Genomic DNA, 14441 nt, shown 5'->3' with positions numbered 1-14441 from the left:
CGTGACTTACCTGCAAACAGATCTGAAATTACCCGCAAAACATTCCTGACTTACGTCAGAAAGAATTAATCAGAAAAGATAAATAAGGTGTTCATGCCGGCATTCTGCGGGGATAAATAAGGCCTTCGCCTGCAGCGGCCGTAAACGTCCGCGCCGCTCAGAATCTGAAGCACCTCCCGCTGACGCGGGCCCCCTTCTGAGCAGTTAGTTACAACAGACAAAGAATTCACTGTAATCATCCAGTCCTGAACCATTCAGCCCCTCTCAGCCAGGACCCGCGCCGGACCTGAAGCCGGGTTGCCCCCACTGACCAGCCCCGGCCGCCCGGCCCTGAGGGCCGGAACTGCAGTGGCTGATAAATGGATGCTGTAACTACAGAGTCTGAGCTGCTTTGTGGCCGGAGGCCCGCGGTTTCTTTCTTTCGTCTCCGACCGTCTGACTGATAAGCTGCTGACAGGCCGCTGCTTAAACGGCGTCGGTCAGGGCGGGGTTGGGCTTTCGCCACCATCGGCCCTGTAACCGGCTGCGCCGGGCTAACGGCGCCAGCTGACATCTGAGCCGTCCTGAACGGTTTCTGGCGCCTCCATGCCGCTCACGCGGCATTCACAGGACGGGCTGCGCACTGCTCGCCCGTCCGGCTACGTCTGAGAGGTTAATGCTATGCAGAAAACTGAACAGCAGCATCAGGATTCGGATTCGGAAGAGGTTTACCGGATGACGGGAGCGGTCGTGCTCGCGCTGGCCGACTGTGGTCTTGAAACCACCCGGCTACGGATTGCCGGTTACTTTCGCGAGGAGCTGGCCATATCGGGTAAATGGTCGCCGGGCATCATGCGGGCAATGCAGAATGTGATCGATATGCTGGAAATCCTTCCGGACAGGGATAAGGTGGAATTTCACCGCGACGAAGATGGCAGGGTTCTCTGAAGGCGGGTGATGTCATAAAATGCCGGATTTCAGGGCCACTTTTTCCTGTGGTCCGGCATGAAGGACGCGGCTTATGGATAACGACAACCTGAACGTCAGTCACCTCGCCTGGTGCGGGCTGATTGCGCTGAATACCGCCCGGCAGGACGGTATTACGACCTCGCCCGCGCAGGACAACCTGTTTCTGACCCGCTGGCTGGCCACCGCCGAAAAGCAGCGCCGGTTTCCGCGTGCGCTCGCCAGCGACATCAGCTGGCTGCTGAAAGAAGGGCGGGAAAAGGGCCTGCGCGCCGACCTGCCCGGCAAGCTCGACTACCTGTGGCGCGCCAGTAGTGGCCATCTGCAGGCGCAGAACGACCTGTTCCGGTTACAGCACGCCCTGCACGCGGTGAAGCTGACCGGCTGGATTTACATGGTGCTCGCTGAGAGCGAATGGAGTGGCCGCCGGCAGCTGCGCCTGACCCCGTCGGTATCGGGCATTTACCTGAACCGTCACGCGCTGGACGCCGGCTTTGACGAACGCGGGCGTCAGCGCATTCCCCTGCCTGCGCGCATTACCGGCGAGCTGCCCGCGCTCGATAAGCTGCTGCAGCGCTCGGGGTGGCGCCGGGAAGCGGCCGGCGGGGCTGGTGAGCATCTGCACCACCTGCTTGCGGACGGATTCAGCGCAGCGTGATGCGCGGGCTGGAATGGTCACGGACGTTACAGGCTACAGTGAACCTACGCACTAGCTCAGGTTTCGGTGAGTCGCTGCCAGAATAACAAGTCGTCTCAGTTCACTGCTGAAGCAGCCCTGTCAGCTGAGCGGTATTCGGGGGTGACTATAATCTCAACCTCGCGCGCATACATGGATGGAAGCTTACCCCCAAGCACCATAACCGCAGGCGTAAACCATTTTAACAGGAATGGAAACAGCACTGGCAGATCACGCTGTATCGAGCAGCACATGCCGGCAGCCATGAGCTGTTTAGTCAGCGGTTCCCGAAACTTCCTGTTTGAGAGCAGGTGTGAGCGTAAAATCAGCGGTCGGGAGAGCGTACATGGCTCCTTTACAACAAATTTAGCCATTTCGGCAACCCACTTATGATATGGCCTGCCAGTGATATCCGCGCAAAGCCTTATCCCCACATAACGGCCAGGTCTGTAGGCGTCATGACAAAATAACCAGTACAGCTTAGAGTCTGCCGGAGCGGTAGAAAACGGTTTATCCGTCCACATAATTATTAACCTGCCTGTCCAGAAAAGAATTAAGAAAAGCAGGAATACACTAAGCGTCACGACAGTCGTATCAATTAACGCGGAAACTTCCCCTGTGAATAAGAGACAGGAAACAGAGGGTATAAAAAGAGAAATAATACATACAGACCATACTATTGCGACGTTACGTCTGAGAGTTGCATTACTTATTCTTTCCAGCTCCACTGCGTTGAGGGGCTCAGAAACATCGGCTTCGCTGCTTGTTATTACATTACCTGGCATATTCTGCTCTGTTTTCATTTCAGTATTAGTCTCCCTGCATGATGATGACTTGTTTAAACGCTTCGTCTGTACAACGTTGCCTTGCAGGCAACGCGCTGAGGATTCGTTATCAGGGACCTGTGACATCATCTGCGTGTAAGCATGATAATCTTCTGCCGCCTGCTGTCGCCAGCGACGGACCGGCGCCTCACGCTCAGCGCGCTCCCTGTAACCGCAGGTTCTCTTCCGGGCAGATCGGCTAAGGGTCTCCTGTACCCACGTCCAGAACGCACGGCCCGTGTGCGGCGTCACCGTGTAGCCCGCTTTTTTCATGATTTTCCGGGCGACGTTTTCATGCCAGTTTCGGATGAGAGAAAATGCGCCCTGAATATCGCCGCGTGAGGTCATGATATTTAATTCGTGAAATTCGTTCATATAACCTGCTCCCTGATACTTAACTGTTATCGTCATTTTTCCGAAAATCTTCAGCGAAATTTAATATTTATAACGGATCAAAATAAACAGGTTTATATAAAATCATGCAGGGTGTTAAAATCGTGTAACATTATTTCAGAGCTCCAGATGATGTTAAATAAATATGCGTTATTCATGGCTTTATCCGTCACCGTTCCCGTTATCCACGGTGCGGAGGCTTCCGTAACGGCGGGATTTTCGCCCGGAGGGACGGCGCTGGATCTGATACTGCAGTTTACCGGCAGTGCGCGGCAGAGCGCCGACGTGGCGGCCTATGATTTCACCAGCCGGCCGGTGGTACAGGCGCTGTCAGCGGCCGTTGCACGGGGCGTTAAGGTCCGGCTGGTCGCCGATGAAAAGAAAAGCCGGGACCGCTGGTCTCTTGTCAGCCAGCTCGCATGCGCTGGCGTGGACGTGCGCCTTAACGGCATGTACAGCATCATGCACAACAAGTTTATTGTGGCCGACGGCAGTGCGGTGGAAACCGGCTCATTTAATTACACGTCATCTGCTGAAAAAAGAAATGCGGAGAACGCGATGGTGATTAAAGACGAACCTGATATTGCCCGCCAGTATCAGGCTGAATTTAACCGGTTGTGGAATGAATCCTCACCGGTAATCTGCCCGGCAGCCGGCCTGAATTAAAATCACGCAGGTCGCATATTCAGCGTTCTTTACGGAAAGGGGGGTTATGATGGCGGCAAAGAAAACGTATCCGGTCCGGTTCACCGGGCTGCGGGGCTCGCGGGAATGCGGTGCGGATTTCCGTAGCGCTGAGCCGGAGCAGTGGCAGCGCTGGCTGAAGCACGCGCGTGACAACAAAGCCACCACGGTGGTCACCTGTCTGTGCCATCCCCCGGAGGAAGACGCGCAGCGCCGGCGCCTGAAAGTGCATCTGTCACAGAAAACAGACCAGTGCTGGCTCGCCTCATGGGCTTTCTCCGGGCACGAACACGCGCCAGACTGCCGCTTTTACTCCGTCTGGCCGGATGAGCGACAGGCTGCCATCTATGCCCCTGACGTGGTCAAAGCGGCGGCGGATGGCCGGCTTGTGGTCCGTCTGCCCACCGGCCTGCAGAAGAAAGACGTTCCTGATAAAACCCGTGATGCGCCTCCGGCCGGTGCCGGACCGGGGAGGCGGCGCCGGCAGCCCTCAATGCGCCTGCCGGGGCTGCTCCACCTGCTCTGGGAGCAGTCCGGCATCAACGTCTGGCATCCTGCATTCGATAAAAAGAAACGCTCGCCGGGCTGGGTGAGCTGGCGCCTGAATGAGACTGCCGCGCGCATCCGCATCGGCCGGATCCCGCTGCAGCAGTCGCTGATGCTGATGGCCATGAAGGATTCGCCGCAGGTCGCGCAGAACCGCCAGATTGCGAAGGACGCCGGCAGGGGCGCACGTCGCCTCATCCTGATCTCGCAGCTGGCCGCCTGGAGCGACGCGGCCGATGAGCGGCTGCAGACCACGCTGCCGCTGGGGCTGTTTTTCGGTTTCCCTGACCTGGTGCTGCCGGAGGACGTGCGCCTGCGCCTGGAGAGGAGCTTTTACCGCGAGCTGGGCGACTGGCGCCGGGGCATGAAGGTCGTGGTCATCGTGGAAACGGAGCCGCCAGAAACGACATTCAGGCACGTAGACGGGCGCAACCGGCCGTTCAGCTGCAGCACCGTCATCGACGTGGCGCTGATGACGGTCAGCCCCCGATTCATTCCGCTGGAATCCGGCTATGAGGCAGCTGTCGAAGAAAAGCTGTGGCAGGAAAAACGCGCCTTCATCAAGCCGCTGCGTTACGACGGCGAGGAAGACGTGTTTCCGGACTTTGTGCTGAAGGACGTTCCCGGCGTGGATGCGCTGCCGATGGAGGTCTTCGGGATGAACACGCCGGAGTACCTGCTGCGCAAACAGGAAAAAATCGCCCATTATGATCAGGAATATGGAGCCGGAGGTTGGTGGTGCTGGGATGCCTGTACAACAAACGAGATGCCTGCCCTTCCTCAAAATCTGCAGGTTTAAACTGCAGAGAGCTAACGCCAGTTGCCGTTGCAGAGTGTAAAACCAGGGGAAATCCTTTTTAGAACCACATTACGTGAACATGTCTGCTGCCCGACAGTTCTGCTATGTTGGGCGGATGTTCGCTTCGGGCATCAAACCGCTCAGGGCATTCCGTCCTTTAAACAGGAACTGGTTTACCGGACATTATCAGTGTTTGAATTAACTAAAGGTAATAACACTGCATACGGGCTATGGAAGGAAGGTATGGAGGGTCTACAGGATGAAATCCGGGTTCATGAGTTGCATGAAGCCCGGATAATGCCATCGTTTCAGATGATGACTGCGCGCTTTTTACGAGGCGAGACGTCTGCGTCCGGCTCAGTTTTAGTTTGCTTAAGCTTTTCAACAGCTTCAGCAAAATTGATACCTTCACTGAGAAGGCGAGGCCGTGGTAACTCGCCAGAAGCGGCCAGCTTGGCACGGCGACGTCTGATTTTTGTGATTTGCTCGGCGTCAATATTCATCGCTAACCTCCTGATATTGTGTTTAAAAAGTTTTGAAAGTCTTAGGACTAAGAGTAAAACTCATATCACCATTTGTATTATAAGAGTCCTTTAGATGCTGATCAACTGCAGTACCATTTTGATCTTCAAGAATTTTAATAAAATTATACAGAACCCGGTCAAATTCTGCAGTGTAATTCTTCAAATCCTGTTTTTCACGGGAAGTTAATAAATTAAAATCTTTTTGTTGGTTCGCAAAAATTAAGCGTTTTATGTTACCTTTTTTCCATTCAGTTCTGGGCTTGTGATATACAAGACACAATCGTACACCAGATGAAACCCTTACTCTCGGTAATGATGAATAATAAGCAAAATATAAGAAAAAAAACGCGGCAGCGCTGACAGCGAAACCACCAAACCTCAAATCAAAGTAAATATTATTATAGGTTTGCACTGTAGTTTCTATAAGCTGAACAAGGTTTCGCATAATCACAATTACTCCACCGTGATTATAGGAAACTTTTATGACGAAGTTATATCTGATGTTCTTGCCAGCGTGCTGCAGTACAGCGTCTGATATGTCATTGAATACCGGGTCTGATTCTGAAAAACAGTCTTTAATACAGAATGTTAGCGTTGTCATGTTGATTATCCTTTCGTTCAGTCAGCATGCTGGACACTTTTAAGGTTTCAGAAAAGTTTTAAAGGCCATTCCGGCATACGAGCAAGTCTGGTTATCATTGAATCCAGCGATTCATAATCAAAAGGTTTGCCATCCTGTTTTACCTCGTTAAAAACCTTCAGCATCAGAGCATAATTTTCACGCAGATCCTCTGCAGAAGTGAGGTGCCGGGGCCTTATAAATATGTTGTCTGCTTTCACATAATTGCAGGCAAGTTCTACAAATTCGTACATCTGCTTAAGCCGTTTTTCCGCAGGAAGAAATCCGTAAAATTTAAGCGGAATGCTATGTACATCGGCCACCTTTTCAATCCCAGAAAGAATCTCTTTTGTTCTGTCTGTGTAAAAGTCATTCCAGTATTTGTATGAATGAGGATTTTTTACATCACAGATTTCATCAAACATATTCTTTATGTTACAGACAAATGACAGTTCATCGCTGATTTCCGGTACAGGCTCGTCATCCAGCAGAGACAGAAATAAAGACGACGAAAAAGAATTGTGCACCTTTTTCAGAACGTCTTTGTCCAGCTTTGCAAACCAGTACCAGCGATTTGTATAGGCGGTACTGATAATTTCATGCAGGGAGTATGCAAGCTTAAACTGCCCATCCCTGCGCTCTATAATATCAGTTCCGGCGAGCTGAAAATAAACCGAAAACCGGGTGGCAAAGAGTAGTTCCTCAGTCTGTGTTCTTTCATCACTCCTTATCTTACCGCTGTTAAGCCTCCTGGCGCTGAAATCTGCGATCCCCTGCTCGATAAATGTCCGGACGAGATCGGACCGGGAGGGGGTGAAATCCATACCGGTGCGTATTTCGTCAAGCTTTTCCACCATCTGCCCGGGAATCCTTATTTCGAGTCGCTGGTCTTTCTGTTCCATTCTCATTCCTCAGAGTTAGCTTCCACACCCGTACAGAATCTGCTTTGTACGGGTTGACACGTACATTATACATAAACTATCGTACATGTACATTATGAAACGGGAGTTCTTTTGGTTTCTGAAGAAGAGTTCCGTTTTCTGTAGGAACCGGATCTTCAGTACCCGGTACCTGAAATTTGTCTGAAACAAAAAAAAAGGTGTCCTATACTACTGTTTTATATGGTTTTTACCGGTTGTCGCAGCTGCTCATCGGGAAGGTCGATGACAGGTTTTTTCGTCCTTCTGCACGATTTCTGGTCGCGGTTTAGTTCCGGTAAATGCAATATATGCAATAAATCGGATCTGATTAAACCGCCCTTCCGGTAATTGCGGGAGTGACATTTAGTAGGCTTGTAGTTTATTCATGTCACATGATGTGAGAGTGAATGCTACGGGTGTGATTGTCAGGTTCAATACAAACACGGATGTGAATATTGATAAGGAAATTACTTCATGGCTAACAAAAAATTTACTAACGAAGGGAACAGTTATTCTCCGGCGAAGATTGTCGCATACTGGGCAGGTTACGGCTGCCGGACGTGCTGGCTTCTCCGGACCGTCAACTCCCTTGGCGAAAACCTCCTTGTGCTTCTTGATGAGGAAAATGGCGTTTACGAAGAAATGGCCAGCCGGCTCGATGCTCCGGATATGAAAGACTGGTCGGTACAGCTTTCTGGTACCGCACTGACCTTCAGTTCTCTTCCGGCCGGCGCGGTTGAAGTCGATTTGAGCATACCTGCTGAGGCGGCATTCAAAATGGATATTCTTTAGCTTAATGAGAGATTCTGAATACCGGGACACGCACACAGGAGCATTAATCCTTATGCATACGGACAAGACCGTCAGTTCTGTCAGCACACCACTGCCGGTAAATGAGGTTTTACGACCATGAATCTGCCCACCCTGTTTCAGCCGCCTGCAGCTGCCCAGCTGCCGGTGGCAATTGACTATCCGGCCGCGCTTGCGCTCCGTCAGATGGCCGCACTCATTGAAGATTTGCCGAAATACCTGCTTGCGCCGGAGGTCAGCGCCCTGCTCCACTACGTGCCGGATCTGCACCGCAAGATGCTGCTGACCACGATGTGGAACACCGGTGCGCGTATCAACGAGGCGCTGGCCCTTACCCGGGCCGACTTCACCCTGACGCCGCCCCATCCCTTCGTGCAGCTGGCCACGCTGAAACAGCGTGGTGAAAAAGCAGCCCGGAGCTCCGGTCGTTTTCCCTCGGGGGTGGTTCCGCACCGCCTGGTACCGCTGTCCGATCCGCAGTACATTGCCCAGCTCGAGATGATGGTGGCCACGCTGCGCATTCCGCTGGAGCGGCGCAACCCGGAAACCGGCCGGACGGAAAAGGTGCGGCTGTGGACCGTGACCGACCGGACCGTCCGCAAATGGATTAATGAAGCGGTAGCCGCCGCAGCGGAGGACGGAGTGAGTTTTTCGGTTCCGGTGACGCCGCATACGTTCCGGCACAGTTACGCCATGCACATGCTATACGCGGGGATTCCGCTGAAGGCGCTGCAGAGCCTGATGGGCCACAAGAGCATGAAGTCGACGGAGGTTTATACGAAGGTGTTTGCGCTGGACGTGGCCGCCAGGCACCGGGTGCAGTTTTCGATGCCAGGCAGTGAGGCTGTGGCGATGCTCAAAAATTTATGAGCCGGCACAGGCTGAATAACCGACTTACTGGTGAGTCCGGGGAGGTCCGGTGGCGAAACTGAGAAAGCCTTTTTTTCTGGCACTGGCCATGACTGGGGTGTCTGTCCGGCGGGATATGATGCTTCTTGTCGAGCAGACTGAGTCTGTTATCGCGCATACGCTCAGTGAGATAGTGGGTGACAGTAACGTTATCGTCGAGCAGGTCTCTGACTGTGCTGAAGACGGCTCTGAAATTATGGTCGACCTTTACAGCTACAAGGGACTGTCCGGTTATGATGAGTGCGATGTAAAAGAAGATTACGGTCTGCTGATCGAACAACTGTCCAGACGTTCAACCTTTCTGACCCTGTTTGGGTTGTTTGAATATCATCTGGAAGCCTGCGGCAGGCTGATGGCAGGGATGTCGGGTTACAGCCCCCCTTTTGACGAAATGAAGAACGGCACTGTTGAGAAAACGCATCGTCTGCTTAAGCACATTCTGGCTGATGAGAAAAAAAGCAAATCCAGCAACATAGAACACCTCCTCATTATCCGGAACCTGCTGGCGCATAACAACGGCATGATTCTGAACGACAGGCGAAAATGTCTGGTCAGGGCGCTGCGCAGAATAGAAAACGACAAGGGCGGTGTATCCAGTAATACCCTGAGTATCCAGCTGAATGCGCCTTTTTTACCCTATGTTGTCAGTGAGTTCAGGCGCTATCATGAACAGATGGAGTCTGCCATACATTCGTTCTACCTTAAAAAGTCACCGTCTCAAGATTAAGATTACCGCCTGACATTACGTATTACTGCGCGGGGACTGACAGTCCCCTGCCCCGCTGCCTTCATATGCACAGAACAGTCTCCACTACTCATGATGCTTTAATAACTTTCTGTTTTTAATAGTGAATACTTATTTTGGTGTATATACATTTGTATATGCTTATTGCATTTTTATACAACATTTCGTATATATAAAATTAGTGCATATACGTTTGTATATACATTGACAACTTCACTGGTTCAGATGCTTTGCATATACTTTTGTATATACATTGACAACTTCAGTGGTTCAGATACTATGCATATACTTTTGTATATACATAGGGTGCTAAATGAAGAAGCCATACATAATTTCCTTTGCTAACAGCAAAGGCGGAGTTGCTAAGACTACTGGATGTATTGCTGTCGGCTGTGCTTTTGCAGCAATGGGTTTTAAAACCTTACTTGTAGACCTGGATCATCAAGGCAATCTTAGTGATGATGTTGGGCGGGGTGAAGAAGACTACACAGTAACTGACCTGTTTGAAGATCCTAAATTCGATATCAATAAAATAGTTTATACAGCTCGTGACATAGATTCCGAAATACCAAACCTTTATGTAATTCCCGCTGACATCACACTTGCTGTAGAAGCCAGAAGTGCGGAACGTTTTCGCCACAGGCTGAATATTCTGGAAGAAGGCCTCAAACGACTTAACACCGATTTCGACTTTATTCTTATTGATTTAAGGCCGGCAATAGACCTGAGCATTGAGAATGCATTGCTGATCACTGACTTTATCGTCGTGCCGGTAGATATGGACAGAAGGGCAGTTAAGGGGATTGACGACCTTTTCCAAGTTGTTCGGGAAATCAAAAGAAACGAGAATTTTGTATATACACTTGTAAAGACAAAAGTGAACGTTTCGCACTCAAAAATGCTCAGAGCCATAGACGGCTACATCGCTGAAGGCAAATATAACCTCGCTAAAACTGAGATTCGGTACAGTGAACTTTACAAGCAAGCCACTGAGCAACACAGGCCGGTTATGACATTTGCAAAAAACGAAAGGCCTTACCGGGACTACAAAGCATTCGCACAGGAGCTGCTAAGCATAATCAAAGGAGATAACGATGGCGAGAAGTGACAGGGTAGCAAAAGGGGTTACGCGTGTTGTCGAAAAAAGGAACATAACAACTGGCCGTCAAATGAACCTTCGGTTAACTGGATTAGATGATGACGCTCTGTCTTTACTGGTGGAAAGGGTACAGGAGCATCTTCCTCTCAAAAATATTTCACGATCTCGCGTTCTTCGCGCGGCATGCCACATGGACGATGAAAAATGGATTGAAAAGCTAGCGCAACTGGTGATTCAAAACACGTAATTGTATATATAAATGTATATACATATTGTGTTGTGCTGCGAATGTATATACAAAGGTATATGCAAATTATCCGCGCGACATTAATGCTAAATAGTTATGGTGATGTATATACTTTTGTATATACAAAAAATTAATTATCGTTTTTTATCAGCCTGTTATTTTTAGCAGGTATTTCATAAGACATGAGGTGCCTATGAAAAGGTTCTTGTATCTTGTTTCAGGTTTCTTTGGTTTTAAAAAGCTCACCGGCAAAGACAGAAAAAGTGCTGCTGAATGGGGCTTTCTCCTGAGTGTCCTGTTCATCGTGCCGCTCTTTTTCCTGCCGCACGCCAGCGAGCTGATCAAAATTGGCCTTCAGCTGCTGTGGGGGGGCTGCGTTTCGCGCGCGGCATTCATGGCCAACGACAGCTGGAAGCAAAACAAATCACGCTGAGCGATTGCAGCGTGATGGAGAGAAATAATGTTAATGCATGAACTGTTTAAACAGGTCCGCGGGCAGGGAAGGGTAATGACTACAATCACCCAGTCTGCAGATATGTTTAAAGGCAACGTTCGCCGGCGGCGTCCCGCGTTTGACGAGTGGGTCCGGAAGCTGCATCCTGGCGACAGACTGCCCCGGGGGCGTTACTTCAGGGACAAAAAACCGGGGCTTCCATTCTTACTCATGGATGAATTCTGGATTTATAACCAGTAAGGAGAGCAGCTCCCCGACCGAGACCCTGAAACGTCCGGAACATCCGTGGTATCTCAGAGCACCCGAGCAACGGGAATGTCGCTCCAGCGCGTTGTCCAGGCAGGAGATAACATCTCCCGCTTCATTTTCCATTCTGTATTCACGCCCTGACCCGCAAACCACAGGCTGCCGAGCCCGGACTGGTTGATGCCGTCCAGTACTTTCATCAGCTCCGCGCTGTTGGCCCGCGGCTTATCCTCATCGAACAGGTTCAGCTGACTGACGCCGTCTGGCGTGAAGTCATCGAGCATGATACCGGCCTTCATGTAGCGTCGCCCTTCAAGCCAGATGCGGTCGAGCGATCGCATGGCCACCTCAATCACGTCGCGCGTATCCTGCGTGGGCAGGGTGAGATTCTCGCCGGCGCTGTTCCCGTAGAAGATTTCTCCCTGCGCGTGCGGCGAGGTCCGGATAAAAACGCTGATGCGCCGGCAGAACTGGCGCTCATTTCTCAGCTTCTCCGCCGCACGGGCGGCGTACTGACACAGCGCTTCCTGCATGGCCACTTTTGTCGTAATGCGCTCACCAAAAGAGCGGCTGCAGACGATCTGCTGTTTCGCCGGCGCAAACTCCTCGAGGGGAATGCACGATTCCCCGTTGAGCTCGCGAACGGTGCGCTCGAGTACCACGCTGAAGTTTTTCCGGATGAGGGCAGGGTGCGCGCGTGAGAGCTGCAGGGCGTTTTCAATGCCCATCAGGTTGAGCCGCCTGCCGATGCGCCGGCCAACGCCCCATATCTCCTCTACGGGCTGGTTGTCCAGCAGCGTCGCGGTACGCTTCGGATTATCCGGCGTCAGTGCCAGTACCCCGCGGAACTGCGGCCACTCCTTGCTGGCCCACTGCGCCGACTTAGCCAGGGTTTTTGTCGGCCCCATGCCCACGCCGACGGTCAGACCGGTCGTGGCCAGCACGTGGGCGCGCAGGCGTCGGCCGAAGTGCTCAAAGTCCTCGCAGCCATCGATGCCGGTTAAATCGAGGAACATCTCGTCAATTGAGTACTGCTCAACCTTCGGCGTCATTTCCTCCAGTGCCATCATGACCCTGTTCGATAACGAGTGGTACAGGGCATAATTTGAGCTAAACACATGAATCTTTTCAGGATATCCCTCATTTTTGATCTGAAACCACGGTGCGGCCATCTTTATGCCGAGTTTTTTGGCAGCGGCGCTGCGCGCGATGACGCAGCCGTCGTTGTTGCTCAGCACCACCACCGGCCTGCCGCGCAGGTCAGGGCGGAAGAGCGCCTCGCAGCTGGCGTAAAAGGAGTTAACGTCGGCCAGACCAAACATGGGCATGATCACCTCCGGCGGGCACGGGTACTGTTAAAGAACCAGGTCACGACGCCGAGCAGCTGCAGCTCCTCCGGGTAGATCACCGGGTAGGCCGGATTCATGGGCAGCAGCGCGAGCCTGGGCTGCAGCTGCAGACGCTTAACCGTAAACTCGCCGTTGACCTCGGCAATCACGATATCGCCGTGAGCGGCTTCCTCGGCCCGGTCAACAACCATGACGTCGCCGTCGCAGAGGCCCAGGTCACGCATACTGTTGCCGCTGGCGCGCACGAAGAAAGTTGAGGCGCGCCGGCGGATGCACAGCTCATTCAGATCGAGTTCTTTCTCGACATAATCCTGTGCAGGGGAGGGGAAGCCGGCGGCGCACGGATCGGCATAAAGCGGTACCCTGACCCTCGGCGTAAAAATAGGTGGCCAGAGCAGCGTCAGGCCGGCGGTATAGCTGCCCGGGTTCATGATCTGATGCCCCGGCCATGCTGCAGTGTGACTTCAAAAGTGCTGAGTAAATCGCGCATAAAATTCCTCCTGTTATTTTACTGTTTATTCATACAGTATTATCGAGGGGGAATTATCTGGCAAGTGGGAGCGAAACGGGTTGGCGCCGAAGCGAAGCCATCTGACTGACCCACCGGGAAATATTTAGAAAGGTCTGCCTGGCTGATACTGAGTGACGCCACTATGCTCAGGTCAGGGCCGGCAGACGTGGAGAGGCGTTTCCGGTTGTACCCTTACAGCCCGGCGCTCTGGGGCCGGGCTGGTTTTGAGAAATGCAGAATAAGCGTAACGTGCGTAAGCAGTCCATGCCGGCATCGGTGAAATGACGCTTCCTCGGCACGACTGTTCGTTCCTCGCGCTGCTGCGGTACGCCTCAGCCGTGACTGCGGCGAGCGTGGCGGGCTGGCAGTTAACGGCAGGTATTTTTTTTCCGGACCCGTTGTGCAGACCTGACGGACCGTTCTAATCTGGATGAAATTCCTCATCAGCCTCCGGGGCAATCTATGGATGGCCACACCTCTCCCGCACGTTTTCTCGCTTATCTTCTGACGGAGCACGATATCTCCGTGACGCAACTGTGTGACCGCTGCGGGCTGGACAGCGATATCGCCCGGGCTTTCCTGGCGGGGCGCCTGCCGGTGACGCAGACGCTGGCGGAGCAGCTGGGCACCGTGTTCCACTCCCCCGGCTTCTGGCTCACCCGTCAGGCCCTCTGGATGCGGGCTGAATCAGGTGCTGACGCATCCGCCGGTGGCGACGGGACACGACCGTGTTAAATTAACCGGTGCCGGTACGGGATTATATTTTCCGCCTTCACCGGGGGTAAATAAACTGCAGCCCGTACCGGCGCCCTTCATAAGCAGATGTCCGGACACTCTGTCAGCCATCGCCGGTGTTCCGGATAATGTCAGGCCCCTGGTTGTGAACGTTGCCGACCTTTGCCGCTACCGGATGCCATGTGAAGACGGACTCAGGTAGCGCGCCGTCACGCACAATTTCTGCCGCGCGCGCCGGCGAAGTGTCATGACTCAGCCACTCCCGGACCGCGTCGGCCTTCAGCACGAGAGGACGGCGATCGTGTATATCGACCATCCCCTGATTGCTGGCTGCGGTGACGATGACGAAACCCTCCTGCCCGTGCTCCCGGTCAAAAGGCGGCTTCCCGATGGCCGCAAAAAAAAG

The 14441-nt window shown here is 52.7% G+C and carries 18 protein-coding genes; 11 read left to right on the top strand and 7 right to left on the bottom strand.

The genetic code is table 11. The features are described from left to right. Positions 1-660: 660 nt before the first annotated feature. Entirely contained in the window at positions 661-927 is a 267-nt protein-coding gene (locus F3I21_RS22785; RefSeq protein WP_150059852.1) for a DUF2767 family protein, read from the top strand. A 73-nt stretch (positions 928-1000) separates the two neighbouring features. After that, positions 1001-1603, top strand: coding sequence for a DUF2913 family protein (locus F3I21_RS22780; RefSeq protein ID WP_150059851.1), 603 nt, complete (start codon positions 1001-1003; stop codon positions 1601-1603). A gap of 95 nt (positions 1604-1698) precedes the next feature. On the opposite strand, the gene F3I21_RS22775 is transcribed toward F3I21_RS22780, so the two are convergent. Next, entirely contained in the window at positions 1699-2820 is a 1122-nt protein-coding gene (locus F3I21_RS22775) for a hypothetical protein (RefSeq protein ID WP_150059850.1), read from the bottom strand. On the opposite strand from F3I21_RS22775, the gene F3I21_RS22770 reads away from it, so the two are divergent. Both F3I21_RS22770 and F3I21_RS22765 read left to right on the top strand, forming a co-directional pair. Further along, a complete protein-coding gene (locus F3I21_RS22770; RefSeq protein ID WP_370515654.1) occupies positions 2806-3504 on the top strand; it encodes a phospholipase D family protein in 699 nt (232 codons plus the stop codon). The two genes, F3I21_RS22775 and F3I21_RS22770, sit on opposite strands and share 15 nt — an antisense overlap. Positions 3505-3550: 46 nt before the next feature. Continuing rightward, positions 3551-4867 carry a DUF1173 family protein gene (locus F3I21_RS22765; protein ID WP_223815735.1) on the top strand — a complete coding sequence of 439 codons (1317 nt, stop codon included), beginning with the start codon at positions 3551-3553 and terminating at the stop codon, positions 4865-4867. A 308-nt stretch (positions 4868-5175) separates the two neighbouring features. On the opposite strand, the gene F3I21_RS22760 is transcribed toward F3I21_RS22765, so the two are convergent. The 3 genes from F3I21_RS22760 to F3I21_RS22750 are packed head-to-tail and all read right to left on the bottom strand — an operon-like array spanning position 5176 to position 6912. Continuing rightward, the gene (locus F3I21_RS22760; protein ID WP_150059849.1) at positions 5176-5370 is read right to left on the bottom strand and encodes a hypothetical protein; all 195 of its coding nucleotides are present in this window, start codon (positions 5368-5370) and stop codon (positions 5176-5178) included. A 22-nt stretch (positions 5371-5392) separates the two neighbouring features. Next, positions 5393-5992, bottom strand: coding sequence for a hypothetical protein (locus tag F3I21_RS22755; RefSeq protein ID WP_150059848.1), 600 nt, complete (start codon positions 5990-5992; stop codon positions 5393-5395). A 47-nt stretch (positions 5993-6039) separates the two neighbouring features. Further along, positions 6040-6912: a hypothetical protein gene (locus F3I21_RS22750; protein ID WP_150059847.1), complete on the bottom strand. Its 873-nt coding sequence runs from the start codon at positions 6910-6912 to the stop codon at positions 6040-6042. 492 nt (positions 6913-7404) lie between these two features. Between F3I21_RS22750 and F3I21_RS22745 the strand changes: the two genes are divergently transcribed. From F3I21_RS22745 to F3I21_RS22720, 6 genes are all read left to right on the top strand, one after another. Continuing rightward, a complete protein-coding gene (locus F3I21_RS22745) occupies positions 7405-7722 on the top strand; it encodes a hypothetical protein (protein ID WP_150059846.1) in 318 nt (105 codons plus the stop codon). Between the two features lie 117 nt (positions 7723-7839). After that, on the top strand, positions 7840-8610 hold the full coding sequence (locus F3I21_RS22740) for a site-specific integrase (RefSeq protein WP_150059845.1): 771 nt from the start codon (positions 7840-7842) through the stop codon (positions 8608-8610). A 49-nt stretch (positions 8611-8659) separates the two neighbouring features. Further along, entirely contained in the window at positions 8660-9376 is a 717-nt protein-coding gene (locus F3I21_RS22735; RefSeq protein ID WP_150059844.1) for a hypothetical protein, read from the top strand. Between the two features lie 331 nt (positions 9377-9707). Continuing rightward, entirely contained in the window at positions 9708-10502 is a 795-nt protein-coding gene (locus tag F3I21_RS22730; protein WP_150059843.1) for a ParA family protein, read from the top strand. Beyond that, the gene (locus F3I21_RS22725) at positions 10489-10740 is read left to right on the top strand and encodes a hypothetical protein (protein WP_109718078.1); all 252 of its coding nucleotides are present in this window, start codon (positions 10489-10491) and stop codon (positions 10738-10740) included. Before F3I21_RS22730 ends, F3I21_RS22725 begins: the two co-directional genes overlap by 14 nt. Before the next feature lie 193 nt (positions 10741-10933). Next, positions 10934-11173, top strand: coding sequence for a hypothetical protein (locus F3I21_RS22720; RefSeq protein WP_150059853.1), 240 nt, complete (start codon positions 10934-10936; stop codon positions 11171-11173). A gap of 314 nt (positions 11174-11487) precedes the next feature. On the opposite strand, the gene umuC is transcribed toward F3I21_RS22720, so the two are convergent. Continuing rightward, positions 11488-12762 carry a translesion error-prone DNA polymerase V subunit UmuC gene (gene umuC / locus F3I21_RS22710; RefSeq protein WP_150059842.1) on the bottom strand — a complete coding sequence of 425 codons (1275 nt, stop codon included), beginning with the start codon at positions 12760-12762 and terminating at the stop codon, positions 11488-11490. Between the two features lie 8 nt (positions 12763-12770). After that, entirely contained in the window at positions 12771-13220 is a 450-nt protein-coding gene (gene umuD, locus F3I21_RS22705; RefSeq protein WP_021507970.1) for a translesion error-prone DNA polymerase V autoproteolytic subunit, read from the bottom strand. A gap of 605 nt (positions 13221-13825) precedes the next feature. Between umuD and F3I21_RS22700 the strand changes: the two genes are divergently transcribed. Beyond that, on the top strand, positions 13826-14035 hold the full coding sequence (locus F3I21_RS22700; protein ID WP_223815734.1) for a hypothetical protein: 210 nt from the start codon (positions 13826-13828) through the stop codon (positions 14033-14035). A gap of 103 nt (positions 14036-14138) precedes the next feature. On the opposite strand, the gene F3I21_RS22695 is transcribed toward F3I21_RS22700, so the two are convergent. Then, positions 14139-14441, bottom strand: a 303-nt coding sequence (locus tag F3I21_RS22695) for an SOS response-associated peptidase family protein (protein ID WP_190286125.1), incomplete at its 5' end; no start/stop codon positions are given.

This window comes from Pantoea sp. B_9, from assembly GCF_008632015.1.
GTDB classification, from domain to species: domain Bacteria; phylum Pseudomonadota; class Gammaproteobacteria; order Enterobacterales; family Enterobacteriaceae; genus Pantoea; species Pantoea dispersa.
Note: the sequence above shows the minus strand (reverse complement) of the source record. Positions and strands in the feature narration are given on the sequence as shown.

Bases quoted from the DNA above. Each gene is read 5' to 3' on its own strand.
- F3I21_RS22725 (WP_109718078.1), top strand. From the start codon at position 10,489: ATGGCGAGAAGTGACAGGGTAGCAAAAGGGGTTACGCGTGTTGTCGAA.
- F3I21_RS22780 (WP_150059851.1), top strand. From the start codon at position 1,001: ATGGATAACGACAACCTGAACGTCAGTCACCTCGCCTGGTGCGGGCTG.
- F3I21_RS22775 (WP_150059850.1), bottom strand. From the start codon at position 2,820: ATGAACGAATTTCACGAATTAAATATCATGACCTCACGCGGCGATATT.
- umuC (WP_150059842.1), bottom strand. From the start codon at position 12,762: ATGTTTGGTCTGGCCGACGTTAACTCCTTTTACGCCAGCTGCGAGGCG.
- F3I21_RS22765 (WP_223815735.1), top strand. From the start codon at position 3,551: ATGATGGCGGCAAAGAAAACGTATCCGGTCCGGTTCACCGGGCTGCGG.
- F3I21_RS22785 (WP_150059852.1), top strand. From the start codon at position 661: ATGCAGAAAACTGAACAGCAGCATCAGGATTCGGATTCGGAAGAGGTT.
- F3I21_RS22750 (WP_150059847.1), bottom strand. From the start codon at position 6,912: ATGGAACAGAAAGACCAGCGACTCGAAATAAGGATTCCCGGGCAGATG.
- umuD (WP_021507970.1), bottom strand. From the start codon at position 13,220: ATGAACCCGGGCAGCTATACCGCCGGCCTGACGCTGCTCTGGCCACCT.
- F3I21_RS22720 (WP_150059853.1), top strand. From the start codon at position 10,934: ATGAAAAGGTTCTTGTATCTTGTTTCAGGTTTCTTTGGTTTTAAAAAG.
- F3I21_RS22745 (WP_150059846.1), top strand. From the start codon at position 7,405: ATGGCTAACAAAAAATTTACTAACGAAGGGAACAGTTATTCTCCGGCG.
- F3I21_RS22740 (WP_150059845.1), top strand. From the start codon at position 7,840: ATGAATCTGCCCACCCTGTTTCAGCCGCCTGCAGCTGCCCAGCTGCCG.
- F3I21_RS22760 (WP_150059849.1), bottom strand. From the start codon at position 5,370: ATGAATATTGACGCCGAGCAAATCACAAAAATCAGACGTCGCCGTGCC.
- F3I21_RS22730 (WP_150059843.1), top strand. From the start codon at position 9,708: ATGAAGAAGCCATACATAATTTCCTTTGCTAACAGCAAAGGCGGAGTT.
- F3I21_RS22755 (WP_150059848.1), bottom strand. From the start codon at position 5,992: ATGACAACGCTAACATTCTGTATTAAAGACTGTTTTTCAGAATCAGAC.